Origin of the sequence: Lysinibacillus sp. NPDC056959, assembly GCF_042674095.1 — a bacterium.
In the GTDB taxonomy this organism is placed as follows: domain Bacteria; phylum Bacillota; class Bacilli; order Bacillales_A; family Planococcaceae; genus Lysinibacillus; species Lysinibacillus zambalensis.
In genome coordinates, this window is sequence record NZ_JBHURE010000003.1 from 13,240 (window position 1) to 38,505 (window position 25,266).

At 34.8% G+C, this 25,266-nt stretch carries 29 protein-coding genes and 1 other annotated feature; of the genes, 10 read left to right on the forward strand and 19 right to left on the reverse strand.

Annotation, left to right across the window (positions count from 1 at the left end):
• Nucleotides 1-35: 35 nt before the first annotated feature.
• The 4 genes from ACFTQ7_RS04310 (at nucleotide 36) to ACFTQ7_RS04325 (ending at nucleotide 4,064) form a co-directional block, all read left to right on the forward strand.
• Nucleotides 36-1,301 carry a glycoside hydrolase family 5 protein gene (locus tag ACFTQ7_RS04310; protein ID WP_386827744.1) on the forward strand — a complete coding sequence of 422 codons (1,266 nt, stop codon included), beginning with the start codon at nucleotides 36-38 and terminating at the stop codon, nucleotides 1,299-1,301.
• 206 nt (nucleotides 1,302-1,507) lie between these two features.
• Nucleotides 1,508-2,080 carry a glycoside hydrolase family 73 protein gene (locus ACFTQ7_RS04315; RefSeq protein WP_386827496.1) on the forward strand — a complete coding sequence of 191 codons (573 nt, stop codon included), beginning with the start codon at nucleotides 1,508-1,510 and terminating at the stop codon, nucleotides 2,078-2,080.
• Between the two features lie 11 nt (nucleotides 2,081-2,091).
• Nucleotides 2,092-2,730 (forward strand): response regulator transcription factor, encoded by a 639-nt coding sequence (locus tag ACFTQ7_RS04320; RefSeq protein WP_386827497.1) that lies wholly within the window; start codon nucleotides 2,092-2,094, stop codon nucleotides 2,728-2,730.
• Nucleotides 2,727-4,064 carry a sensor histidine kinase gene (locus tag ACFTQ7_RS04325; protein ID WP_386827498.1) on the forward strand — a complete coding sequence of 446 codons (1,338 nt, stop codon included), beginning with the start codon at nucleotides 2,727-2,729 and terminating at the stop codon, nucleotides 4,062-4,064. Before ACFTQ7_RS04320 ends, ACFTQ7_RS04325 begins: the two co-directional genes overlap by 4 nt.
• A 462-nt stretch (nucleotides 4,065-4,526) precedes the next feature.
• On the opposite strand, the gene ACFTQ7_RS04330 is transcribed toward ACFTQ7_RS04325, so the two are convergent.
• The 5 genes from ACFTQ7_RS04330 to ACFTQ7_RS04350 all read right to left on the reverse strand — a co-directional run bounded on the left by ACFTQ7_RS04330 (nucleotide 4,527) and on the right by ACFTQ7_RS04350 (nucleotide 7,708).
• Entirely contained in the window at nucleotides 4,527-4,997 is a 471-nt protein-coding gene (locus tag ACFTQ7_RS04330) for a hypothetical protein (protein ID WP_386827499.1), read from the reverse strand.
• A 173-nt stretch (nucleotides 4,998-5,170) separates the two neighbouring features.
• Complete coding sequence (locus ACFTQ7_RS04335) at nucleotides 5,171-5,755, reverse strand: ABC-2 transporter permease (RefSeq protein WP_386827500.1); 585 nt, start codon at nucleotides 5,753-5,755, stop codon at nucleotides 5,171-5,173.
• On the reverse strand, nucleotides 5,748-6,611 hold the full coding sequence (locus ACFTQ7_RS04340) for an ABC transporter ATP-binding protein (RefSeq protein ID WP_386827501.1): 864 nt from the start codon (nucleotides 6,609-6,611) through the stop codon (nucleotides 5,748-5,750). Before ACFTQ7_RS04340 ends, ACFTQ7_RS04335 begins: the two co-directional genes overlap by 8 nt.
• A 4-nt stretch (nucleotides 6,612-6,615) precedes the next feature.
• Nucleotides 6,616-6,987, reverse strand: coding sequence for a GntR family transcriptional regulator (locus ACFTQ7_RS04345; RefSeq protein ID WP_386827502.1), 372 nt, complete (start codon nucleotides 6,985-6,987; stop codon nucleotides 6,616-6,618).
• 496 nt (nucleotides 6,988-7,483) lie between these two features.
• Nucleotides 7,484-7,708 carry a hypothetical protein gene (locus ACFTQ7_RS04350; protein WP_386827503.1) on the reverse strand — a complete coding sequence of 75 codons (225 nt, stop codon included), beginning with the start codon at nucleotides 7,706-7,708 and terminating at the stop codon, nucleotides 7,484-7,486.
• A gap of 409 nt (nucleotides 7,709-8,117) precedes the next feature.
• On the opposite strand from ACFTQ7_RS04350, the gene ACFTQ7_RS04355 reads away from it, so the two are divergent.
• Together ACFTQ7_RS04355 and ACFTQ7_RS04360 are read left to right on the forward strand one after the other, a co-directional pair.
• The gene (locus ACFTQ7_RS04355) at nucleotides 8,118-8,828 is read left to right on the forward strand and encodes a helix-turn-helix transcriptional regulator (protein ID WP_386827504.1); all 711 of its coding nucleotides are present in this window, start codon (nucleotides 8,118-8,120) and stop codon (nucleotides 8,826-8,828) included.
• 119 nt (nucleotides 8,829-8,947) lie between these two features.
• The gene (locus ACFTQ7_RS04360; RefSeq protein ID WP_024361272.1) at nucleotides 8,948-9,190 is read left to right on the forward strand and encodes a DUF2626 family protein; all 243 of its coding nucleotides are present in this window, start codon (nucleotides 8,948-8,950) and stop codon (nucleotides 9,188-9,190) included.
• 184 nt (nucleotides 9,191-9,374) lie between these two features.
• On the opposite strand, the gene ACFTQ7_RS04365 is transcribed toward ACFTQ7_RS04360, so the two are convergent.
• Nucleotides 9,375-10,019, reverse strand: coding sequence for an MBL fold metallo-hydrolase (locus ACFTQ7_RS04365; RefSeq protein ID WP_349660319.1), 645 nt, complete (start codon nucleotides 10,017-10,019; stop codon nucleotides 9,375-9,377).
• Nucleotides 10,020-10,187: 168 nt separating this feature from the next.
• Here ACFTQ7_RS04365 and ACFTQ7_RS04370 point away from each other — a divergent pair, with 168 nt between their 5' ends.
• Nucleotides 10,188-10,367, forward strand: coding sequence for a DUF2759 domain-containing protein (locus tag ACFTQ7_RS04370; protein WP_079563420.1), 180 nt, complete (start codon nucleotides 10,188-10,190; stop codon nucleotides 10,365-10,367).
• A 350-nt stretch (nucleotides 10,368-10,717) separates the two neighbouring features.
• On the opposite strand, the gene ACFTQ7_RS04375 is transcribed toward ACFTQ7_RS04370, so the two are convergent.
• The 4 genes from ACFTQ7_RS04375 to rpmG all read right to left on the reverse strand — a co-directional run bounded on the left by ACFTQ7_RS04375 (nucleotide 10,718) and on the right by rpmG (nucleotide 13,898).
• Nucleotides 10,718-12,613, reverse strand: coding sequence for an LTA synthase family protein (locus tag ACFTQ7_RS04375; protein WP_386827505.1), 1,896 nt, complete (start codon nucleotides 12,611-12,613; stop codon nucleotides 10,718-10,720).
• Nucleotides 12,614-12,884: 271 nt separating this feature from the next.
• Nucleotides 12,885-13,094: a YqgQ family protein gene (locus tag ACFTQ7_RS04380; protein WP_386827506.1), complete on the reverse strand. Its 210-nt coding sequence runs from the start codon at nucleotides 13,092-13,094 to the stop codon at nucleotides 12,885-12,887.
• Between the two features lie 2 nt (nucleotides 13,095-13,096).
• Nucleotides 13,097-13,681, reverse strand: coding sequence for a 5-formyltetrahydrofolate cyclo-ligase (locus ACFTQ7_RS04385; RefSeq protein ID WP_386827507.1), 585 nt, complete (start codon nucleotides 13,679-13,681; stop codon nucleotides 13,097-13,099).
• A gap of 67 nt (nucleotides 13,682-13,748) precedes the next feature.
• Nucleotides 13,749-13,898 (reverse strand): 50S ribosomal protein L33, encoded by a 150-nt coding sequence (rpmG, locus tag ACFTQ7_RS04390; RefSeq protein WP_008408521.1) that lies wholly within the window; start codon nucleotides 13,896-13,898, stop codon nucleotides 13,749-13,751.
• 159 nt (nucleotides 13,899-14,057) lie between these two features.
• Here rpmG and ACFTQ7_RS04395 point away from each other — a divergent pair, with 159 nt between their 5' ends.
• Together ACFTQ7_RS04395 and ACFTQ7_RS04400 are read left to right on the forward strand one after the other, a co-directional pair.
• Nucleotides 14,058-14,501, forward strand: coding sequence for a hypothetical protein (locus ACFTQ7_RS04395; protein WP_386827508.1), 444 nt, complete (start codon nucleotides 14,058-14,060; stop codon nucleotides 14,499-14,501).
• A 3-nt stretch (nucleotides 14,502-14,504) separates the two neighbouring features.
• Complete coding sequence (locus ACFTQ7_RS04400) at nucleotides 14,505-14,999, forward strand: hypothetical protein (RefSeq protein WP_349660323.1); 495 nt, start codon at nucleotides 14,505-14,507, stop codon at nucleotides 14,997-14,999.
• Nucleotides 15,000-15,079: 80 nt separating this feature from the next.
• On the opposite strand, the gene ACFTQ7_RS04405 is transcribed toward ACFTQ7_RS04400, so the two are convergent.
• The 9 genes from ACFTQ7_RS04405 to ACFTQ7_RS04445 all read right to left on the reverse strand — a co-directional run bounded on the left by ACFTQ7_RS04405 (nucleotide 15,080) and on the right by ACFTQ7_RS04445 (nucleotide 24,681).
• Nucleotides 15,080-15,652, reverse strand: coding sequence for an anthranilate synthase component II (locus ACFTQ7_RS04405; protein WP_386827509.1), 573 nt, complete (start codon nucleotides 15,650-15,652; stop codon nucleotides 15,080-15,082).
• A complete protein-coding gene (trpE, locus tag ACFTQ7_RS04410; RefSeq protein ID WP_386827510.1) occupies nucleotides 15,649-17,034 on the reverse strand; it encodes an anthranilate synthase component I in 1,386 nt (461 codons plus the stop codon). The genes ACFTQ7_RS04405 and trpE overlap by 4 nt, the downstream gene beginning before the upstream one ends.
• A gap of 182 nt (nucleotides 17,035-17,216) precedes the next feature.
• Nucleotides 17,217-17,481, reverse strand: a binding site (T-box leader).
• A gap of 37 nt (nucleotides 17,482-17,518) precedes the next feature.
• Nucleotides 17,519-18,589, reverse strand: a complete 1,071-nt coding sequence (locus ACFTQ7_RS04415) for a mechanosensitive ion channel family protein (protein ID WP_386827511.1) — start codon at nucleotides 18,587-18,589, stop codon at nucleotides 17,519-17,521.
• 250 nt (nucleotides 18,590-18,839) lie between these two features.
• A complete protein-coding gene (locus ACFTQ7_RS04420; RefSeq protein ID WP_386827512.1) occupies nucleotides 18,840-19,712 on the reverse strand; it encodes a vWA domain-containing protein in 873 nt (290 codons plus the stop codon).
• Between the two features lie 583 nt (nucleotides 19,713-20,295).
• Nucleotides 20,296-20,955 carry a phosphate signaling complex protein PhoU gene (phoU, locus tag ACFTQ7_RS04425; RefSeq protein ID WP_349660328.1) on the reverse strand — a complete coding sequence of 220 codons (660 nt, stop codon included), beginning with the start codon at nucleotides 20,953-20,955 and terminating at the stop codon, nucleotides 20,296-20,298.
• A 13-nt stretch (nucleotides 20,956-20,968) separates the two neighbouring features.
• Nucleotides 20,969-21,802, reverse strand: coding sequence for a phosphate ABC transporter ATP-binding protein PstB (gene pstB / locus ACFTQ7_RS04430; protein ID WP_386827513.1), 834 nt, complete (start codon nucleotides 21,800-21,802; stop codon nucleotides 20,969-20,971).
• A 12-nt stretch (nucleotides 21,803-21,814) separates the two neighbouring features.
• Entirely contained in the window at nucleotides 21,815-22,693 is an 879-nt protein-coding gene (gene pstA / locus ACFTQ7_RS04435) for a phosphate ABC transporter permease PstA (protein ID WP_386827514.1), read from the reverse strand.
• A 1-nt stretch (nucleotide 22,694) separates the two neighbouring features.
• Nucleotides 22,695-23,642, reverse strand: a complete 948-nt coding sequence (gene pstC, locus ACFTQ7_RS04440; RefSeq protein WP_386827515.1) for a phosphate ABC transporter permease subunit PstC — start codon at nucleotides 23,640-23,642, stop codon at nucleotides 22,695-22,697.
• A gap of 64 nt (nucleotides 23,643-23,706) precedes the next feature.
• A complete protein-coding gene (locus tag ACFTQ7_RS04445; RefSeq protein ID WP_386827516.1) occupies nucleotides 23,707-24,681 on the reverse strand; it encodes a PstS family phosphate ABC transporter substrate-binding protein in 975 nt (324 codons plus the stop codon).
• 383 nt (nucleotides 24,682-25,064) lie between these two features.
• Here ACFTQ7_RS04445 and ACFTQ7_RS04450 point away from each other — a divergent pair, with 383 nt between their 5' ends.
• Nucleotides 25,065-25,262, forward strand: a complete 198-nt coding sequence (locus ACFTQ7_RS04450; protein ID WP_349660333.1) for a hypothetical protein — start codon at nucleotides 25,065-25,067, stop codon at nucleotides 25,260-25,262.
• The last annotated feature ends 4 nt before the right edge of the window (nucleotides 25,263-25,266 follow it).

Sequence of the window (25,266 nt, forward strand, 5' to 3'; positions counted from 1 at the left end):
TAAATCAAAGGAAATGGCTGAAAGGAAAATTCAAAATGATAGCCTCCCTTGGTTGTTTTTTAACAGTAGCACTTGCTGCTGGTTGTAGTTCCTTAGAGCAAGAAAAGAAACATGAAATACAGGAAGTAAAGGAAGTTAAGGAGGGAAAGAATGATTTTTGGAATGAACAACGAAAAGGAACGAACTTTATGAATTCTTCTTCTTTACCGAAAAATTATGAAGAGGCGAATGAATTCAATATTGAATTTATCCGTTTAGCACCTGATAAATGGGCAAAAGATAGAGGCTTCTTATTTAATGACGAACCTGACCCTAGTCCTAAAAAGGATTTCTTAATCGGAAATGCAGATCAATATGAGGGAATTGTTGAAGAAGATTTTATAAAGTTAAAAGAGGATTTGGATGCAGCATATGCAAGAGGGTCAAAAGTTGTACTGACTGTTCTAAGTCTTCCAGGAAATCGTTGGAGGCAGTTTAATAACTATGAAAATGACGACCGTATTTGGCAAGACTTTAAATATCATGAGCAGGCAGCACTTTTTTGGAAAGATCTTGCCTTCCGTTTGAAAGATCATCCTGCAGTGGTTGGATATAACGTAGTGAATGAGCCACACCCTGAAACAGTTACGGGATTTAATGATTTTTGGACTGAAGATTATAACAAATGGTACAACAAATTGGAAAATACTCCTGCAGATTTAAACCTGCTTTATGGAACAATTGTAGATTCTATACGAATTGTAGATTCTGACACACCAATTATTTTAGATTCAGGTTTATTTGCCACTCCATGGGCGATTAAATATTTAAAACCAATAGATGACGATAATGTGTTATATGCTTTCCATATGTATGAACCTTATGAAATGACAAGCCAAAATCGAAAAAAAGGATTCACATACACTTATCCTGGCAAGGTAAAGGTTGGTGAAGATCAAGCAGAAAAAATGTTCGATAAAGCTGCATTGAAAGATTTTTTAGAACCAGTTGTACAATGGACAGAGCAACACAATATACCAAACAACCGAATTATTGCTGAAGAGTTTGGAATTAACCGAATGGTTGGCGGTGCCGATCAATATATAAAGGATTTAATTGATATTTTCGATGATTATGGCTGGCACTGGGCATTTTATGCATTTCGTGAAGATACGTGGGAAGGTATGGATTTTGAATTAGGAAGTCAGCCAGTCAAGGAGGCCTATTGGAAAGCTAAGGATAATGGCCAACTACCGGATAGAAAAGATATAGAAGTTGATAATTCGATTTGGGATGCATTGAAAAAAGGACTGAACAAATAACCTTGTTCTTTTACACATAGGTTTAGAAAAAATTATTTATCAGTAGTACAAACCATTGTTTGTACTACTTTTTTTAGAAAGAAACGAACAAAATATTCATTAATCGTATTAAAGGTTTTTCATCAAATCTTATTCTTTTGTAAAATGACTGTAACATTCCTCTTTTAAAATACATGTAATAAATTCATTTAAAAAGAGGTTATATAATGAAAAGAATCTGCAAATATAAAAAATACAAAGTGTTTTTAATTATACTAGTAGTTAGTTTAGCTTTACTTTCTGTTTTTTTTATAAGACTATTCCAGAAAGAAAATAGAGAAATTCATTTTATAGATGAAATCGCTCCAATAGCTGTAGAATTAAACCAACAAACAGGAGGCGTATTACCGAGCATAATAATAGCTCAGGCTATATTAGAATCGAATTATGGTGAAAGTGAATTGGCTGTAAAAGCAAATAATTTATTTGGGATAAAAGGTAGCTACAATGGCATGTCAGTAAAAATGGCAACTATTGAATATAAAAATAATAAAAGTTATACAATAGAAGCTGAATTTAGAGCTTATCCAGATTTGAAAAGTGCCTTAATTGACCATACTAAATTATTTTTAGAAGGAACGAGTTGGAATAAGCATCAATATTATGATGTTCTTGCTGCAGCGAATTATCAGGAAGCAGCACATGCTTTGAAGAAAAATCATTATGCCACAGACCCTATATATCCTGAAAAATTAATTGCTATTATTGAACAGTATAATTTAGAGAAATATGACAATTAGGAGATAAATATATGAATGTACTTATCGCTGATGATGAACAAGATATGTTAAGGATTTTACAAAGTTATTTCAAAAAGGAAGGATTTACGGTATTTACGGCTACAAATGGTTCAGAGGCACTTGATATTTTCTATAATGAAAAAATTGATTTGGCCATTTTGGATTGGATGATGCCAGAAAAAGATGGGATTACAGTTTGCCGCGAAATGAAGAAGAATCAAAAAATTAAAGTATTAATACTAACAGCTAGAGATACAGGAGAAGATGAATTTATTGCCCTATCTGATGGCGCTGATGATTATGTAAATAAACCATTTTATCCAAAAGTTTTAATAATGAGGGCAAAAAAATTGTTGCAAATGGAATCCATTCAACGAATAAAGGATGTTTCATTTGATATTTCAAGCAAACGTGTATGGAAATCTGGAGAAGAATTGATTTTAACAAAGACTGAATTCGAGCTTTTACGTATATTTAGCCAAAATAGAAGACAAATATTAACGAGAGATCAACTACTTGATTTAATATGGGGTATGGACTATGAGGGTGATCCACGGACAGTAGATACACATATTCGACGTCTACGTGAAAAAATTGGAGAGGATATTATCCAAACGCATCGAGGCGTTGGTTATAGTACAAGGGAATGAAACAAAAAATTGGAACAAAATTAACTATCTATATAACTCTTGTTGTTATCATCACATTTAGCATTTCACTTGCGGTAAGTCATTTTTTTCTACCGAGATATTATCTTCATCAATTGAACAAAAACGTAACTAATGCTTTTTCAGTGTACCAGGAATTTGAGGATAAGAGTTTGGTGGAGCATCGATTTGATGTAACTATTCTTTCAGTATCGCTAGAAGATAATATTAATGTCCTGAATGAAAATTTAAAACAGCAACTTGCAAGAGAACATATTGCACTTAATAAATTTTGGGTTTCTAAAGAAGTATTACAAAAAGTTAATGAGGATAAAATTGTGGGCAAAGTTTACAATCAGGGAAAACAAAAGTCCAGTTTTATCGCACATTATTCAAAAGAAGGTAATCAGCTAATTATGATTGGAGCCTCTATGGCTAATTTTATTGATATAGCCTATTTTATTAATCGTTTTAACATATTCTTTTTGATAGTCAGTATCTTAGTAATTATTATAATTACTGCCTTTCTATCCCGAAAACTAACAAGACCGTTAATTGAACTTAAAAAGGTTGCAAAAGAAATTGGCGAGTTGGATTTTAAACAGGCTGAAATTCGGACAGGAGATGAAATTGAGGATCTTGCAAAAAGTATTAATAAAATGAGTAAGGCACTCGAAAAAGCGCAACAGGATTTATCTAAACGGAACATTGACTTAAAGCAATTTATGATTGGTTTAACCCATGAGCTTAAAACTCCTTTAGCATTAGTTAGGGTATATTCCAGTGGAATTGAAGATGGTATGGATGATGGAACTTATCTTACAACCATTAACAAGCAAGTTGATAGAATGGAAAAAATAATAACAGATATGCTTTATTTCGCCAAAACAGAAGAAAACGATTCTAATAAAACTAACTTTGATTTAATTATGTTGATTAATGAGATATTGGATAATTATCGACATATACAAGGGGAAAAACAAATTAATTTTAATAATGAAGTTACTGAATTTATGCTGACGACTGAGCAAGATAAAGTACGTTTCATTTTTGAAAATATGATTAGTAATGCCGTCAAATACGCTTCTGAGAATCAAATTCAAATTATCTTTCACCAAGACGGTGTGTTTGAAATTAGTAATAATACTACGCTAACAGATATTTCTAGAATATGGCAACCTTTTTATGTTGGAGAAAGTTCTCGTGACAAGAACTTTTCAGGTACTGGGCTCGGACTTGCAACTGTTAAAAGCCTTGCTGAACAATTAGGATATAAAACGCAAACAACGCTTTCCAATGGTACTATCAAATTTAAAATCGTTTTTGGTAAATCATAATACCTTAGTACCATCAGGAGTATATTTTTTAGCATTAGTTATTATATTGTCTAAAATGCACTTTAATAAAAGCTCGTCTGCTTCGAGCATGACATCCCCTGCATATTGAGTAATAGCCAAAACTTAAGCACTGTCAATCATATCGGAGATGATAAGTTATTAATATTCGTAATTTGATTACAAGCTTACTTTTTAAGTATAATCTTACCTAAAATAAAATTAAGTATATCCTTACCAACCCGGCAAAAATATATGTAAACTTACAAAATAAAGCATCCTTTAAGACGGATACCAACCTCACCATATATGTAATCCATTCGGTAAACATCAACATATTTTTCAATTGAATTAAGCATCATAATATTTTACTTTGCTTTTACTGATAAAATGTAAGAGGCTACCAAAATAATACGGTAGCCTCTTTATATAGGTAATTATGAAAGTCTATCGTTAAATAAAATCCTATAATTTTATCCCATTATTTTTTGATTGAATTATGAGGACATTAATCGATTCTCCAGTATAAAGACCTACATTAAACTCATTTAGATTTATTAAATCCTTGTACTCTTTTGGAATAGGACAATCCCACTTTATATTTTCTAACTTAAGAGGGAAGTTATCATCATTAGGGTTAGGGGTATGGATATAAACAGCATCCGATCCTGCGTCTTCATCAACTAATTCTATCCAAGATTGATAAGGTTTTTCAAATACTTGAAGATTTTCCAATAAGCTTTTGTATAAAATTATATGAGCCTTTATATGCTCTTTTCTTAACTTTAAACTATTATCTCCATAGCCATAAAAATCAAGATGAGTATGCCAGAAATCAAACCATCCTTCCTCCCCAAAATCTAAATCATAGTGCGCTACGTCTAGTTGCCTCGATAAATTATGAAAATAACGCTTTTTCCCACGAAATTTTTTCAATAATAATTTGCTCCTGTTTCTCTTTAATGTTTACATATTTTGAACAATTAAAAATGCAACAAATATAAAAGTAAAAAATATATTTATCAGTAATTTCACCTTCAACTGTTAATGAAAAATTCTTTAGTAAACTCTTTTATTTTTAAAATAATGTTTACTAGTAAAAACTACATTTAGAATATTTTTCGTTGATAAATAGCCGTAGTAATTCCCCATGAAATAGCATAGATTGTGATGATCGTAATTACCGCGCTCATATATAAAATTTGTAAAGGTATATTGACAATAAAATCACTAATAAAGGGCACAATAGGCCCTGTTACTCTAGTTAGAATAACAAAGCTAATGAGAACTACTATTGTAAAGTAGCCTGTCTTGAATAGTTGGAATAACGGAAAAGTAAAAGCAACAAATAATAAAAATAATCCGCTACTGATTACAATATCTGTAATTGCAAAAGGTTTATCAAAAACAAGCAGTGTTAAACTTGTTACTGCAATAGATAAAAACATATAAACAATAGCACCTATATAACGAGATGAGATAATTTCTTTACGAGTATACGGTAAGGAATTTAATAGAATATCTGTTTCTCCTTTCTCATCGTAACCACACGTATTAAAGGGAATATAAATACTAGCAACGAGAAATACCAAAACTGGTGATGTATCAAAAATAACAAAGACTAAAATAAAGGGGATAAATACCAGCAAATGCTTCTTCTGTAATATAACATCACGTCTAATTAAATTAAGCATGGTTCAGCTCCTTAAAATAGTACATTATGTCTTCTAAAGAGGCACGTTCAATTACAACACTGTCTCCAAAAATTTCATTTACAGTTCTTTTATCTATCGTTAAAGCTTCAAATCCCGTTGATGCACGATGAACACGCACAAATGCTTTTTCAGTGTCTCTATCTAGAAGATCTAGTCCTCCTTTCACTAAGGCATAATTTTCGACTAAATCATGACCCGAATGATTAAATACTAATTCCCCATTCTGTATAAAAGCTATATAATCTGCAATACGATCTAAATCAGTTGTTATATGTGTAGAGATAAAGATAGTACGACTACCATCAAGCATTAACTCTTGCAATAAATTTAAGAACTCTCGTCTAAAAATAGGGTCTAAACCTGCTGTCGGTTCATCCATAATAATCAGCTCTGCATGGTGTGACAAGGCTATCGCTAAAGATACCTTCATTTGCATCCCTTTTGAGAAAGTTTTTATAGGTTTATTTAATGGTAAATCGAATTTTTTTACATATTGATAAAACAGTGCATCATCCCAGCTTCTATAGGCTGGACCAACAATTTTCCTTATATCCTTTAAGTTCAACCCTTCAAAAAATACATTTTCATCATATACAAACCCAATACGCTCTTTAATCTCTTTTTCATGTGTTTTGTAGTCCAATCCAAAAAGTTTAACCTCTCCAGTATCTGGCTTCAATAAATTCATTATCATTTTAATTGTTGTCGACTTTCCGGCACCATTTGCCCCGATAAACCCTGTTATGTACCCTTTCTTCACTTGCAAGTCAAGATTATCAATAGAAAAAACTTTGAATTTTTTGCTTATATTCCTTATTTCAATGACATTTTCCATTGCTTCACTCCTCATTCAAAATACTCAATAGTTCTTGCAATTCATGAAGTGACATTCCTATTTCTCTGCTATTTTTTATGACTGCACTCAACTGCTCTTCAATGACTTTTAATTTTTTCTCTTTGATTACCTCTAAATTTTGCTCCGCAATAAAAGAGCCTTTACCTACAATGGAATAAATAAAGCCAGCTTTCTCTAATTCTTCATAAGCACGCTTGGTTGTAATTACACTAATCTGTAGATCCTTTGCTAATTGACGCATAGAGGGTAATGCTGTCCCTTCCAAGAGGTCACCTGTTAAAATCAATGACTTAATTTGATTTGTAATTTGTTCATAGATCGGTTCCTTTGAACTATTTGAAATAATGATTTGCATGCTAATCCCTCTTCTTCATTTGTTGATTGAGAACATACTAGTAAAACCCTCAATATAACACAATATATATATACTTTATACACATTTAACACATTGCAATATACAATGCAACTATTTTATTTAATGAGCTGGGTAGAACGATTATTTTTAAGATAACGGAATAAAGGACAGCATAACTGTTAATTATATCAATCGATCAAATAAACATGTAAAACCAGCTTGCTGCTCGCTACGTTTCATAATTAATACGCTTAATTAATTTGTCTTCACATGCGCCTCTAAAATGTTGAATTACCAGATTTTTACGTAAAAAATACAAGGCACCTAATTACAGAGCCTCTTATTTACGATTGGTCCCATCGAAAAATTAATGTTCATAAATTTGCGTAGCCTCGACTGACGTATTTTGATACCAGAATTTTATATTGATTTAAACCATATGTGTTGAACCTAACATTGTATTAAGCGCTACTGCAGATCAAAATCCATCTTTAGTTTATTTTTTTAAGTTTTTGAATGTAAAGTAGTATCTTGAGACAGTATAAACAAAAACTATTTCAATTATTAGCCACCACGGAAACCCAAACCCAGTATTTTGCGCATTGAAAATATCAAAAATTCCCCAAATTAATAAAGTTGCGAGTACAATAGCGAGCGTACATCTCGAAGCTTCCAGAATAGTATCATTATTTTCATCTTTTTTTGCATATTTATTATTCATACCCAGCCCCATTCCCCATAATTCAAATATATTTCTATATCCCTTAAAAGACTTGGATACATTTTTATCTAAAAATTCTGTAAATTAAATCCCCTCTTCTACCTCATTCGAATATGATCGCTCTATTCGTTATTTCCTAGTATAGATAATCACCAATTATGAAAAAAGCCCTTTTCGTAAAATAAAAATTTGCTATAAAATTTCCTATCAAACGTGTTTTTTGCTATAAAAGTGTGAATAACATGCAAATTTTCACTAAAAATGAACAGTATCTTATGAAAAAGTTAATATTTATGCCTAAAGGAACTGTATCTTTTTAAATAATACAATATAATAGAATTAACATGGTTTTTTTTCTAACACTTGGTAAAATTAAATAACATTCAAAAATTACATAGAGGTGAAGTAAATGATCCATCCATTAAAAATTACTAGTACATTAGCCGATGAGACTAGATACTCTATTTATGAGTACATCCTGCAAGAGAAGAAAACCGTAACGGTCCAAAACATCGCTGATAAGTTCGGCATACATCCAAACGTTGCACGTTTACACCTAACAAAGCTATCAGAAATCAATATCATCACAGCTGATTTTGCTAAAACTGGGAAAGGCGGAAGACCTGGTCGTGTTTATAAAGCTTCAGATAAAGGTGTATCACTAACGTTCCCGAGACGTGATGAGGAGCGACTATTAAAGTGGACAATCCAATTAATTCAAGAATTCGGACCATCTGCACTAGAAAGATGCCAAGATATAAGCTACCAAGACGGTTATCAGCAAATGAAGAATTATGTAATTGCCGAATTACAATTAAATAATAGCCTTTCCTTCGAACAAAAGCTTCAGCTATTAACTGACAATGCAGCATTAATTGGCTATATTCCGCAAGTACAACAAACAGAAAACGGTAAAAAAGTGACGTTCTCCATTTTTAATTGTCCATTCCAAGGGCAGCTTACTACTCATTCAGACCTTGTTTGTTCTTTACATGAATCGTATTTAAAAGGACAGGTTGATGCGCTTTTTTCGAGCAATGATTTTATACAAATTGATAGCATGGTACATAATTGTGATTTATGTAAATATGAAATAAACGTGACAGAAATTGATAACTAACTTTTAAAATCCAATGGTTTGTCACAAAGAAGAAGAAGTTCCAGTTTACAGATACCTTTCATATCATTTATAATGAGTAAGAGATTATTGTGTCGTGGGCAAAAGGAGGGGAAATCTTCATGGATAATATGTATAAAGTTATGGCATTCTGGACAGGTATTTTTGCAGTCATGTTCTACCTTGGTGGTATGAACGAAGTATCGCTATTATTCGTAGGTAATACAGGTTTATTCTTATTATTAGGCTTCTTGAACCTTTCAGAACGTATGTACATGTACATTTTCGGAGCATATTTAACTGTATTCTTTGCTGGCTTCACGTACTATACAACATTCATTCACGTACCTGGTGGCGGTCATTAATACAAAGAAAAACGCGTGTCTCATCCAATATGAGACATGCTTTTTTTATGTAAATTTATTCATTAGAACAATAAAATATAATCAAAGCATAGTAATATCCCCCTTTGCATTACGAAAATGCCAGGGGGATTTTTATAGTATACATTCTCCAAGTTCATCACCAAAAGTTTTGGGATGTCATTTATTAAAAACCATTCAAGAAGGGATTTGTCTCCATTTCTGCACCGACTGTTGTATAATTACCATGGCCAGGGTAGATAATAGTATCTTCAGGTAATGTCAACAGCTTATCATGAATGGATGCAAGTAATATTTTTGTTGATCCTCCTAGTAAGTCCGTTCGACCGACACCTTGCTCAAAGAGTGTATCTCCAACAATAGCGAAGCCATCATTTTCAAATATATATGAAATACTACCTGGTGAGTGTCCTGGCGTAAAAATTGCTTTAAAACCAAAATCGCTTATTTCAAATAGTTGTTCTTTTTTAATTATATTTTCTTCAGATGGAGCATCTACAATATAATCTGGTAATGCCGCATATTTACTAGAGCCATTTTTTGTTGGATCTCCTAACCAGCTTACTTCTTTTTCATGAATCCATAATGGCACATTAAAAGCTTCGCGGACAGCGTTTACGGCACCGATATGATCGAAATGCGCATGTGTTAAAAAAATGGCTAATGGTTTTAGGCCGTTACTACGTATTGCCTTGATAATTCGATCTGCTTCTTCTCCTGGATCAAAAATTATGCATTCTTTATTTTTATTCGATACGATATAACAATTCGTTTGGACAGGTCCAAGTGAATAACTTCGTACGTTCATCATTACTATCACCTCTATATCAATTATACAGCCTTTACCACAATTTGACGATAAATGTTCATAGTTTAAGCTATTTTAGTTCTCGACAAAAACAGGTAGAACGTTTACAATTAAGGAGGAATATTGTTGACGACATTCATTTTCTGATGTCGAAAGGAGTGTCAATTTTTAATGAACTTATTAATGGTTATTTTTGGTCTAGTTTCAATTTTAGCTGTAGTTGGTACATTCCAAGCACTTAAAGAAAAGAACCTTTTAAGCGTTGTTTTCAACTTATTAAGTGCAGTAGTATTCGGTTGGTTCGTAATTATGACTGTAATTCACAGCGGATACCCACCAACATTACACTAAAATTCAGACAAAAAAAGAGCGGTCTCATAACGAGGCTGCTCTTTTTTCTATTTACTTCCTATTTGAGCTGTTCTTTTTGACCTTACGAGCAGTGAGGATTAATTATTCACCTATTCTAACACGTTATATGTCCTCTTTCCTCTAAGCTGCTTACATGGCTTCCAGAACGTTTTAAATTATCAGTTGATAGGGATACATAAAAACCCTTCCAAACACTCCCATTTAAGTGTTTAATGAAGTTTCCAGACTATATGGAAATAAAATCGTCACTTCTGATGAAAACTCGCTAATGGACGCTTAATATACAACAAAAAAAGAGATCTCACTAAACATGAGATCTCTTTTTTTGTTTACTTAACTACTCCTTGCTTCAAATTACCTGTCTTTTGGTCATAGAAGCGGAGTAAATCACCGTTAATGATAGCATCAGAATTTTCTAGTTCTTTCGTAGCTCGTTCAGCATATGGCTCACATGGCTCACCATCAATTTCTTCACCAGTTGCTTTGTCATAGCAAGCTTCACCAACGTATACATATTTATCTGTTACAAAACGACCGTCACGGAAAACAACGAAATCTTCATGCTCTGGTGAGAATAGGTCTGCACCAAGTTGCATATCTTTTGAAGTTTCTATGCCAAGAAGGTGTAAAATTGTTGGACGTAAATCCATTTGTCCTGCAATCTCTGTCATTTCTTTACCATCTCCTGAGTTAGGGATATGGATAAATAATGGTACTTCTTGTAGCATTGCATTATCAAATGATGTAATGCTTTCTTTTCCTAAATATTGAGCCATCGCTTTGTTATGGTTTTCTGAAATACCATAATGGTCACCATACATTACAATAATAGAGTTATCATATACACCTTGATCTTTTAAACTTTGGAAGAAGTCTTTAAGAGCTTCATCCATATAACGAACTGTTTGGAAATAACGATTTAATGTACCTGAGTTTGACGTATATTCAGGAATCATTACATCTTCTGGGTCCAATGTGAATGGATAGTGGTTCGTTAAAGTAATTAGTCGAGAATAGAATGGCTGTTGCATATCTTTCATTAAAGCTGCAGATTGCTCAAGGAATGGAACATCTTTCATACCCCAGTTAACTGCTTCCCCTTCGCCAATCTTATATGAATCTATATCATAGAATTTATTAATGTGTAATGATTGATACATCATGTCACGATTCCAGAATGATTTATTATTCGGGTGCATGACATTTGTAAAGTAGCCATTATCTCCAAGGCGCTCAGCCATTGAGTTATACGTATTTCCACCATGCGTGAAGAATACCGCACCTCGACCTAAGCCGAACAATGAGTTCTCTGTAATAAACTCTGAGTCAGAAGTTTTCCCTAACCCAGTTTGGTGATAGAAGTTACTGAAATAAAACGTATCTTTATCTTTTGTTAAAGAGTTTAAGAATGGTGTAATTTCATGACCATCCATTTGATTATTAATAACAAAGTTTTGTAAAGACTCCATCGATACAAGGATCAAATTACGCCCCTTGTATTTACCAAACATTTCAGGGTTGATTGCTGCTTGATTAGAACGAATATAGTTGTTCACTTCTACTAATTCACTGCCATCCGCTAACGCACGTTGAGCAGAAGATTTTGATTGAATATAAATATCATACAAATGGTAGTTATACGTACCAATGTTTTTCACAAGTAATTCACGGTCAAAACTACGTGTTAACAATTGTGGACGCTCAGTTTCAGCTAATCCTAAGTTTAAGAATGTCATCGCAATCGCTAATACGAAGTACGCGCGACGGAATTCTACGTTGACTTTTACTGCTTCCTTCATTTTTGGCAAATATTTGTTCGCTAAAATTAAAATCAGCACGTCGATGAAATATAATAAATCCCAAGGGCTGACAATCGCTGCTACTGAAGTTCCTAGATCGCCAAAGTTACTTGTTTGGAATAATACTGGTAGCGTAATAAAGTCGTTGTAGAAACGATAGAATGCCACATTTCCGTATAAAACAATCGATAAAATAACACTGATCGTAATTATATAGCGACTTTTAACTTTCGGTGATTTAAAGAATAACGAAATACCATAAGCAAATAGCACAAAGCTCAATGGATTAATAAGCAAAATAAATTGTTGCATTGCATTTTCAATTTTCATCTCAAAGCTTGTGTGATAAACAATGACCGTTTTTATCCAAGTTGCTACAATTGCTAGTATCATAAATGAATGTTTAGGCCACTTCATTGATTTCATTCCTAACATCCTCCTTACTTTCTTACAAAAAAAAATAATAATTTTTACAATTTGTTACTGAAACAAAATATATCTTAATCCATTTTTTACAGATAATCAATAGATATATTTATGGAAAACTGTTCTCCTTGTTCGCTCTGGACAATAATATATACGTTTTTAATTGTAAAAAGTTTCACAAATCATAAAAACAGTGGAAAACCACTGTTTTAAGAATATTACATACATATTACATTATTTTTACAATACCCCAAATGATTTATTTTAAACCCTAATGGCTATTTTCTTTCATACGAAGTTTTGTTGTTTCTTGTCGAATTAGTAACAATGCCATTTGGTAATCTTTAATATCTAGTACATTCGCTTTATACAACTCGCGAATTTCATCCTCCATTAACATCAAATCACCGATTGGATCTCGTGTGTAAATATAAGTGCCATATGTTTTTAGTAATTCATAAATATCTAACATTTTGTCCATTTTTAGTTCGCTCCTCGTTGTGTTACACAGTCAAGACGTTTTGTCGGTGTCACAATGATATCTACTGGGCAGTCGTGCGTTTCTCTTGGGATATGTTCATATAGCTGCTCGTTAAATATGAGAGACATAAGCTTACCCTTTTTACAGTTTAATACATAGCGATCATAATAACCACCGCCGTAGCCGATTCGATAGCCGAACGGATCAAAAACAACTCCTGGAACAAGGATGACATCCATTTCATTTGCGTCAACAAACTCACACTTTTCTGGAATTGGCTCACGCAAATGCATATAAACAGTTTCAAGTTGGTCAAATGATTCAATGGCATAAAATGACATTCCTCTTGTCTTTGGATTACATTTAGGTACTGCCACTTTTTTACCAAGTCGCCACAGTTCTTCTATTAATTGAATTGTGTCGATTTCTGGCTTATTGGAAATAGTAATGCCGATTGTAGTTGCTTCTATTATATATGGTTCCTGTAACACTTTTTTTAATACAGCAAATGATTGATCGTGGTAAGCTACTTCGCTCATTTCGGCAAGAGCTTCCTTTACCTCGTCCCGTAAAGTTGTTTTATCCATGTTAAGCTATCCTCCTCTTAAAAATGTAGAAAGCCAAAACCACGTGTGGTTTTGGCTTAATGAGCGATTACTTAGTTTCACGGTGAAGAGTGTATTTCTTCTCGCGAGAGCAATATTTTTTAAGTTCAAGACGCTCTGGATTGTTACGCTTGTTCTTTTTAGAAATGTAGTTACGTTCGCCGCAATCTGTGCAAGCTAAAGTAATGTTTACGCGCATTATTAACCCTCCCACTCTATATCAAGAATTTAAATTTTGAGCATGATTTATACGACTAACCTATTATAACATAAACTGAAAAAAAATCTACCTTCATTTCATATTAAGTTTGCATATGGTAAAATACCTTATAATTACATACTTAATGAGGTGAAACTAGTGGATTTATCCATCATACTTATGATTGTGGGAATACTCCTAATTATCGTGTCGTTCTTTTTCAAAAATAACTCAAAAAAAGTCGAACAAGATGTAGAGGAGCTATCCATCTCTATTTTTCAAGAAACAAATAATTTAAAACGTCGTCTGAAAATTGTTGAGGAGGAGCTGTTATTAGAGCCAGAGTTTCAGGTTAAATCATCATCTGCACAAAATAACACGATACCAAATCCGAACATCCAACAGGTCTTACAAACTGTTCAACAAGCTGCTCAGACATCAAAAACAGGACAAGCTGCTACAAAAACGAAACCTATCCATCAAATTATTATAAGTCAAGTACTTGAACTTAATAAGCAGGGTCTTTCTGTAGCCGATATAAGTATTCGTTCGAATTTAACTGAAGAGCAAGTCCGCCAAGTGATTGCAAACGGAGGTCGGTAATCTATGAATAATACCGCTATCCGCGCATTTGGCATTGCACTTTTTCTTATCGGAGCATTGCTAGCTTTAGCAGTTCGTTTTGATCTCAATATCGGTCTTCCGACGAAAGCTTCCAACAACACAGAAAATGTAGAGGAGCTGCAAAAAAAGCTCGATCAGGCAAATAAAGAAATTGCATTGTTAAAGGAACAAGTTAAACAAGAGCCGAAGGAAAACACACAGAAGACAGATGCACCTAAAACAACTGCTAAAGATAAAGATGAATCGGCTTCTCAAGGAAACGTTACCACTATGACACTTCAAATTTATGGCGGTATGGAACCATATACTGTAGCGCAAAAGCTTGAAGATGGTGGCGTCATCGAAAATAGTGTTGAAATGGAACTTTTACTTGCTAATCCTAAATACGCTCGAAGCTTACAAATCGGTGCCTACGATGTCAATTCTTCGATGTCATTAGAGGAAATTGCGAAATTGATTACAGGGAAAAAGCAATAATATAACCATCCTAATTGTAAAAATGGCTGTCACCAAAAATCACAACTTCTGATTTTTGATGGCAGCCTGTTTTATTTCGTTTAAGAAATTTGTTCTATAAAGGTTTGCATCATTATGCTACCCTCTTGTGTTCCAATTGATTCTGGATGAAATTGTAGCCCATAAAGTGGGTACTCCTTATGTTGAATCGCCATTATTTCACCATCACCACTAGACTTTGCTAAAATATTAAAATCATCATGTAACGTACTTGGCTCAATGACGAGGGAATGATAGCGCATTACTTCTATTTTACCGTCCAACTGAGCAAATAAGCCTGTTTTTTCGTATTGAATCGTCGATAATTTTCCATGCATTATATTTTTAGCTCGAACGATACTACTCCCAAAAGCCTGCCCTATCGATTGGTGTCCAAGGCAAATGCCTAAAATCGGAAATTTCGTATAAAGTTCTTTGACAACATCTACTGTTATTCCAGCATCTATCGGCGTACCTGGTCCAGGAGATAAAATAATAGCTTCTGGTTGCATTTTCTTAATTTCTTCGATTGTCACTTCATCATTACGTACTACTTTAACTTCTTTCCCAAGCATACTTATTTGCTGAAATAAATTATATGTGAATGAATCATAATTATCGATTAGTAAAATCATTGTTTTACCTCCAATAGTGCACGAGCTTTATTTAGTGTTTCCTCGTATTCTGACAAAGGCACTGAATCATACACAATACCGGCCCCTGCCTGAACATGCGCACGATAATCCTTGATGATCATTGTCCGAATGGCTAGCGCTAAATCCATATCACCTGTAGTGGAAATATAACCTACTGCGCCAGCATAGACACCACGCTTCACTGGCTCTAGCTCATTGATTAGCTGCATAGCGCGAATTTTCGGCGCACCTGATACTGTACCAGCAGGGAGGCAAGCTCTAAGAACATCCAAAACATGTACATCCTCACGTAATTCACCGATAACCTCCGATACAATATGCATAACATGTTTATAACGCTCAATATTCATATATTTTATAAGCTTCACTGAACCGACTTTAGCAATACGCCCCAGATCATTACGACCTAAATCTACAAGCATACGATGTTCAGCAATTTCTTTTTCATCATTTAATAACACTTCCGCAATCGCGTTATCTTGCTCCACCGTTTTTCCTCTAGGCTTCGTTCCTGCTATTGGATTTGTCGTGACCTTTCGATCCTTCACCTTAACGAGACTTTCAGGAGATGTCCCTAAAATCGTATACGTACCAAAATCCATATAGAACATATATGGTGACGGGTTAGAAGTACGTAACTGACGATATAAAGCAAAAGGATTCCCTGTATATGGTGAAGTGAAGCGTTGTGATAAGACTATTTGAAAAATGTCACCCTTACGAATATGCTGCTTAGCGCGATCAACCATTGCTACAAAATCTTCTTTGGCAATCATTGGTCTGAAATTTAGCTCTCCAAACGTCATGGCATCAAATGTTGTTCCTGCATGAAGCTGCTTCTGCATTGTAGAAATAGCCAATTCCATCGATTCAAGAGAACGCCCTTCATTAAATAAATCGATTGCTGCTAATGTAACCTCTTGCTTTAAATGATCAAAAACAATAAATGTATCATAAAAAAAGACATGAACATCGGGCATTTCTAGAGCATCTTGCAAGTATTCACCTATTTTTTCTGTATAAAATGCTGTTTCGTAACCAAAGAACCCAATTGCTCCTCCAAAAAAGGCGAAAGGGTATTTTGTCTTATGAAATGGCATAACTTGCTGTAATTTTAGCAATACATTGTCATTCGATTTTTCTGTTTCTCCTTCTTTTGTAAAAGAATAACCATCCCTATCTCCAATCAGTTCTGCAATTGGGTTGACGGCGATAAACGAATAACGCCCGCTTTCTTCATGCTTGGCTGACGATTCGAAAAGCATTTTATGCTTCCCTTCAAGTGATTGATAAACGGAAATTGGCGTCATCATATCACCCTGTAATGCCTTCACGGCAAACTTTCTAAGCTCAACTGTCATCCTCTTTCTCTCCTTCTCTATGCTCTGCTCTTCTACACCAAAATCTATTAATTATGCACTGGCGTTTTGACACTGTCGTTTCGTTAGCATTTCGCTTTCGTTTAACTAAACATTGTGTCAGGAATTTGAACTGTATAACATGGTTCAGTTCCACCAAAACATATAAAAAGGCCTTTCCATCACAAAAGGACGGAAAAGCCGTGGTGCCACCTTCATTGGTCTTAATCAATTATGCCCCGGCATAATTACATTCAGCTGATGCTTGGATAGCCGCTGAAAGATTTAAAGACCCTCTCTATGCCCTATAACGTAGGCAGACGCTAATCCATACTTTATTCAGGATTAGAGCTCCGAAGTCCATTCGCCAAGTTTTTGTACTAGTTTCCACCGACCACTAGCTCTCTATAACAAATAATAATGGCTACTACTCTTCATCAAAGCTGATTATATATACATTGTAAAACATGAAAACTAACAATTCAAATTATTTTTCATTGCTAATCCATTCCTCTTCAGCCGGATTAGCTACTATAATATTTAGTTCTTGAAAGATTTGACGAATAGCAAACAAAATATCTTGTCGCACATTTAACATTACCGCCGTATCATTTGTTGCCACAAAGAATCGTACAAGGACTCGATAGGAAGTTGGATAAAACTCATCTATAAATACATGAATCATATCTTTTTCTGTTTGAGCATGCAAATAAATTTCCTTTTGAATGGCACTTAAAGCACTGCGTAATGTTTCTTCTTCATTTTCCGCAGCTACAAATAAAAATTGCTCACATTTTCGTTTCTCCCTTTTTGATAAATTATAGATTGGTCGATTTACTAAATAAGAGTTAGGTACATAAACAAGCCCTTTATCACCCGTTTGAATTAATGTACTTCGAAGATTAATATCCTCAATTGTTCCTTCAATTTTTTGGTCCTCTGTTGCTACCCAATCACCAATTTGAAACGGATTATCTAATGCGACTGACATCCCACCAAAAACATGGGCTAGTGTATCTCGAATACCGAAGGCAATCGCTACACCCGTTAAACCAATCCCCGTTAAAAAGCCATTCAAGTTAAAATCCCAAAATGAAGCAATCGTAAACATTGCCAATATCATGATAAGTACTTTTCCTATACGAAGAAAAAATGGTAATAGGACATTCGGTTCTTCATCATTATTCAATGTTAGTGGCTGTTTGGTATAAAAATGTAATACATCATATACGCCTTTAAAGGGAAAAAAAACAATAATGGACAAAACAAAATTCTTTGTCACTGCATTTGTAAATAAATTTTCTTTTAATAATATTGTTAAGCTGAGTACAATCACTGCAAACATGAAAGCATAGCGAATTGCTTTATTAAATTGCGCGAGCACTGTTGCCTGAAAGTTACGCTGACGATTTTTCAAAAATATAACAGTGCGATTAATCATTTTCTTTATAACAAAATGCTGAAACAGCCAACCAACAATACAAAGAGCGATGGCAATAATAACGTCCATCCATGTTGGTGCTGTAATGTTAGGTAATAACCACTTCAATGAATCCATATCATTCTCCTCTAACTACTATGTATATTCAAAACAAATGCGCTATAGCGCTCGTTTACATCCGACAAGTGCTGGAGAGCCCCAAGCAAAAGGAAACGTTCCATCACTTTTGCCCGAGGGATCGAAACGACCTCGAGGATGTAACACTTTAGCCTAGACGCCGACTATGCTTAGGTTATCCAAGGTAAAAAATCTCTAGTTTCCTTTACCACAAAAAAAGAGCCCAATCAACACTACGATCAGCTCCTTTTTATTGAATAGCGTCATCCGCAAAAAAAGCCTTGTTGGCGAACCAAAATTGCTGCTCGTTAAAATTATGTTCATGCATAGCGATAACCGAAAATTCAGCATGATACTTACGCTTCATTTCCTCAAGTAAAGCTTTCGCTTGTTTTCCAACGAGATGCTGTCCATCGATTGGTGTACCTTCTGTAAAAATGATAATATCCGCTTCTGTACAATGCTGATTTTCTTGAAGCAAGCCTTTTACAAAATGAAGTACTGGCAGAATGGCAGCTTCTCCCTTTGCCTTATATTCAATAAAACCCTTAAAATCTGATAAATTTAAATGACCGTTTTCGAATCGATAATGCACATGAATTTGACAGTCATATGGAACGATATATAAATCGCGACGTTCACGGTGCGCGTTCATAAATAACGGTAAAATTATGCTTTTACAAAGTTCAGAATATGCAGCCATTCCTGTTGTTTGTTCAAGACAGATAATAATTGGACCTGTTTCTTCTTTGTATTCTTCAAAAGGAACATATAGGATATTTCCTTTTTTTATTGTTTGACGACTTAGTTTTTGACGCTTAGCTATCTGCCACTTTCGCTCATTATACAAGCGTTGCTCTTTTCCATTGGTCAATCGTTCGGCTTTCTCAATAGCTGGTATAAGTTCGAAAATTTCACGCATGATATCTGCCAATTCAAATGCAAATGCTGCCATATTTCGTAATGTTTCACTCTTGTAAAAATAGTCAATAAAAAAACTTTGTTCTTTGTCACTTAATTCCTCAAGATGTAAGTTTTCATATAGAAAACGTAAAAAGTCTCGTTGTTCTGGTGTGAATTCCAGATCAAATTTCTCTATGAGTGATTCTACAGCGTCTTTCACGAAACAGCACCACCTCAGTACATTTTTTCGGATAATGTCTATAGTATAACCAAAATACTTTTTTGACAATACAATAACGCATACAGTATTTTGACGCTATTTTTAATAAAATGTTGCTGTTACTTAGTATTAATAAAATACGGCTCTTCAGCAAGGAGAGGGGTTAATTTCACTTAGTATGTATCTTCTAGCATGACACTAATTTTAGTAATAAAATAAAACTTCAGCATTTTTTCATGTGCGAAAATGAAGCATCAATAGCATTGGTTATATGTGCAAAAGTGGGGTGTTAACAAAGTGGCTCGACACTGGCTCACAGGAGAATTAGTAGCACAAAATCACCCTACACCATATTTACAAAAAATCCCCTTAAGCGTTTGTTTTTCAACACTATGAAAAAAGAGCCTATAATTGGCTCTTATCTGACTGCACAACAAACGTTAGTCCTAATGAATAAAGTTTTATGTTTACTCATACTTTCGATAGGAACTGTTGATTTTTCATAGAGAGTGGCAACCCCTGCTGGATGAGCTTATTCTTATGTCGACAAACTAAAAAGAGCCTATAATTGGCTCTCCGGTTACTAATTATTTAATTCATAATGTTTACCTTTGACTAAGTAGAATAAATGTTCAGCAATATTTGTTGCATGGTCAGCTGAGCGCTCTAAATATCGGCAAACGAATGTTAGGTGTGTGATTTGAGAAATATGTGCTGGATTTTCAGCTCCGGCACGTAGCAATAGCGTTACTGTCGCTCCATATAAATCATCAACATAATCATCTAGCTCAGCAATTTCCTTGGCATGAGAAGTATCTTCCTCTGTAAAAGCTTTAATAATACTTTCGAGCATTTCTACAGTCTTATTACACATCGTTTGCAAATTTGTTGTAGGAAAGACTAGGGGCTCCTTTCCTATACGAATCGTTTCTTTTGCAATATTAACTGCATAGTCCCCTACTCTTTCCATATCAGATGCCGCTTTGACAAGCACCATGAGACGTCGTAAATCAGTAGCTACTGGCTGCTGCTTCGCAATCATTAAAATAACATGATCATTGATTTCTTCTTCAAGACGATTGATGATTAAATCGTCCTCAAGAATTTTTAAAGATGTCTCTAAATCCTGATTTAATAATGCTTCAAATGCTAATTTAAGAGCGTTGACACTTTTATTAGCAATCTCAATAAATTGTTCTTGGACTTCTTTTAATTCCTGTTCAAAACGTTCACGCACTACCATTTACTGCTCCTCCTTAGCCGAATCGACCTGAAATATAATCTTCAGTACGTTGATCTGCTGGTGTTTGGAAGATAACGTCTGTTTTATCGTATTCAACAACCTCTCCACTTAGGAAAAATGCTGTACGATCGGAAATACGCGCTGCTTGTTGCATATTATGTGTCACAATAATAATTGAATAATCTTTTTTCAGCTCTTGTACAAGCTCCTCGACTTTTAATGTAGAAATCGGATCAAGTGCGGATGTTGGCTCATCCATTAAAATAACATCTGGTTCAATCGCTAAACAACGCGCAATACAGATTCGTTGTTGCTGTCCGCCTGAAAGGCCATATGCATTTTGATTTAAGCGATCCTTTACTTCATCCCAAATTGCCGCACCTCGTAAAGACTTTTCGACAATCTCATCAAGAATCTTCTTATTTTTAATGCCATGAATACGTGGACCATATGCTATATTATCGTAGATAGACTTTGGGAATGGATTTGGCTTCTGGAATACCATACCTACTCGGGTACGTAATTCTTCGACTGTATAGCTTTTATCTAAAATATTGCGCTCACGATAAACTATTTCCCCTGATGTTCGAACACTCGGTACAAGCTCTACCATTCGATTTAAAGTTTTTAAATAAGTAGATTTCCCACAGCCAGAAGGTCCAATTATAGCTGTTACTTCATTTTCATAGATGCTTAAGTTGATGTCTTTTAAACCATGATGATCCCCATACCACAAATTCAAATTACGTGTATCGTATACTATTTTTTTAGCAAAATCAGCAGATGACTTTGTAGCCGTATGAACAGATTTGACAATTGATTTTTCCTCTTTAATACCCAGTACCATAAGGTCACCTCATTAATAACGTTTTTGGAATTTATTTCGAATAAAGATGGCAATAGAGTTCATCAGTAACAGCACTGTCATAAGGACTAAAATACCGGCTGCCGCTACATATTGAAATGCCTCTTGCGGACGTTTTGCCCAATCGTATATTTGCATTGGCAAAGCTGTGAATTGACTTAATAACCCGTTAGGTAAAAATTGTAAAATAACTGGAATACCTATAACTACTAGTGGTGCTGTTTCACCAATCGCACGAGACATTGCTAATATACTTCCCGTTAAAATCCCAGGAATGGCTGCTGGTAGTACAACATGCACGATCGTTTGCCACTTTGTCGCACCCATACCATAAGAAGCTTCTCGTTGTTCATTCGGTACCGCACGAATTGCCTCCTGCGCGGCAACGATGATTACTGGTAAAATTAATAAACTCATTGTTAAGCCGGCAGCTAAAACACTTTTTCCTAGTCCCAGCATTCGAACAAAAATTGTTAACCCAAGTAAACCAAAAACAATGGAAGGGACACCTGCTAAGTTCGAGATATTCATACGAATAAAATCATTTAGTCTATTTTTCTTTGCATACTCCTCTAAATAAATCGCAGTCCCTACACCTAATAGTATCGATACTGGAGCGACGACTGCCATCAGCCAAAGTGAGCCTATTAAAGCTGCCTTAACGCCCGCTTTATCTGCAAAACGTGAAGCAAAATTTGTTAAAAAATCGATGGATAAATAGTCAACACCTTGTGTTACTATGCGGTAAAGCAAAATAACAAGCGTCACTAAAGCAAAGGTTGTTGCTAAGAAGAAAAATGACTTCCAAACTTTATTGAATGTAATACGCTGTGTCATTCGTTTCATGACGACCGTGTCATCCATATAGCGCATGCTAGTAAACCTCCCTGAAGCGTTTCGAAATATAGTGGGCTAGTAAATTCATCACTAAAGTAAAGATAAATAATGTGAATCCGACTGAATAAATAGAATAATAAATTGTCGTACCATAACCAGCGTCTCCAGTTGCAACTTGCACAATATACGCAGTCATCGTTTGAATCGAATCTGTCACATTTAAATCGAATTTAGGCGTTGATCCACCTGCTAGCGACACAATCATAGTTTCTCCAATTGCCCGGGAAATGGCGAGAACAACTGAAGCGACAATGCCTGATAATGCTGCAGGTAATACTACTTTTATAGCTACTTCAAACTTTGTTGCTCCAAGAGCTAAAGCACCTTCACGCATACTATTTGGGACCGATGACATCGCATCCTCAGAAAGTGACGTAATCATTGGCAAAATCATAATCCCTACAACAATCCCTGGACTAAGTGCATTAAAAAGTTTTAATCCTGGAATAATTTGCTGTAACATCGGCGTTACAAATGTTAATGCAAAGAAGCCATAAACGATTGTTGGTACACCCGCTAACACTTCTAAAATAGGCTTAACTGTACGTCTTACTTTTTCACTTGCATATTCACTTAAATAAATGGCTGAAGCTATGCCAAACGGAACTGCTACGGCAACTGCAATAAGTGTGACTTTCAATGTTCCAGCGATTAAAGGTAATATCCCAAATAACGGTTCCTTTCCTGAAAACGGTAGCCACTGTGTACCAAATAGGAAATCCGTAATCGAAACACGTTTAAAGAATTCAAACGTTTCAAAAATAAGGGTGAAAACAATGCCAAATGTCGTCAATATTGAGATAAAAGCTGCAGAAAATAATAGTGCTGGCATTGCTTTTTCCACTATTTTCTTCGTTTTTTGATTGCGCGAATTTGCAATTAATTGCTGCACAGATGATGTCTTGTTTTCTTTTTGAGAAACCATTGGGTGCTCCTTTCAAATAAGAGAGGGAAAGAGCATACATCTCTTTCCCTCTATGCATGTCTACTTATTTTAAGCCTTCTAATGTTTTTAAAGCTTCACTATATTTATCTTCTGGTAGACTGACATAACCTACTGCTTCTGCCATATCTCCTGCGTTTTCAAGTGTAAATTTGACGAAATCGTATGCTGCTTCGTTATCTTTCATCGCGCTATTTTTCACATAGACAAATAATGGTCGTGAAAGCGGTTCGTATTTACCAGATTCAATTGTTTCATTTGTTGGCTCAACACCATTTATATTTACAATGCCTAATTTATCTTTATTTTCTAGGTAATAAGCGTAGCCAAAGAAGCCGATTGCGTTTTTGTCACCTGCTACACCTTGAACTAGCATGTTATCATCCTCTGATAATGTTGCTGATTTTGCTAGATCAGCGCCGTCTAAAATGACTTCATCAAAATAATCGTACGTCCCTGAGTCAGTACCAGGTGAGTAGTAGACTATTTTTTCATTTGGCCACGATGGATCGATATCAGACCATTTTTTCTCTTTCCCATCCTCAACCCAAATTTTCTTTAATTGGTCTACTGTTAAATCCTTTGCCCAATCATTTTCAGGATTCACGACTACTGATAAACCATCATATGCTACAGGAAGCTCTGTAAAAGCAATTCCTGCTTTCTCTAGTTTTGCTTTCTCTTCATCTTTTACTGGACGAGATGCATTTGAAAAGTCTGTCTCACCTGCGATGAATTTTTCAAAGCCACCACCAGTACCCGAAACACCTACCGATACTTTGACATTCGGTTGAGTCCCTGCATATTCTTCAACAACTGCTTCAATAATAGGTGCGACTGTTGATGAACCATCTCCAGATACAGCCCCTTGCAGTTTTTCATCTGCAGCGTCTTGTCCTGAGCTCGCTGGTGCGTTTGTTTCTGCATTGTTACCTTTTTGTGCAGAGTCGCTACCACATGCGCCAAGCATTAATGCTGACCCCATTACCGCTGTCATCGTTAAGTACTTCCACTTTTTCATCTCATTTGCCCCCGTCATTAACATTTTATAGTTGTTTGTCTTACAATCTTTACTATAATGACTAATTGTTGAAGTCGTATAAACAGTTCGTAAAAGAGACGTAAAGGAATGTAATGTTTTGTAAATGATTGTAAAGATGGATTTACAATTGACTTATTTGTGCTGTCGTTATAGATAAATTGCCACGGTATGGGACCTACTTAGACTGAGTTCCTCTATTTACTTAGGTGCTTGCTCCCCTCTGAAAGGAACCACAGCTGCATGGATCTCACTACCTTCAGAGGTAGGAGCATTCTTCAAAGTGAGGATAAACTTGCGTCCTAATGGAAAGATGCTATAATAAGCAATTGTGTCAGGAAATAATCTAAGAGGAGTTTGACTTTGTGATTAAACATGCAAAAGTACAAAATGCCAATTACTTTAAAACATATTTAACACTTATTATGGATCATCGGGAATATACTCTACAGGAAGCCGTTGATTTTATGGTAGAGTCTTATTTTTGTAATAATATAGAGCTTTATGGAATAAAACCGAAACAACAATTTGAAATAGCTATTCAACAATTATCTGTACAATAAGTCT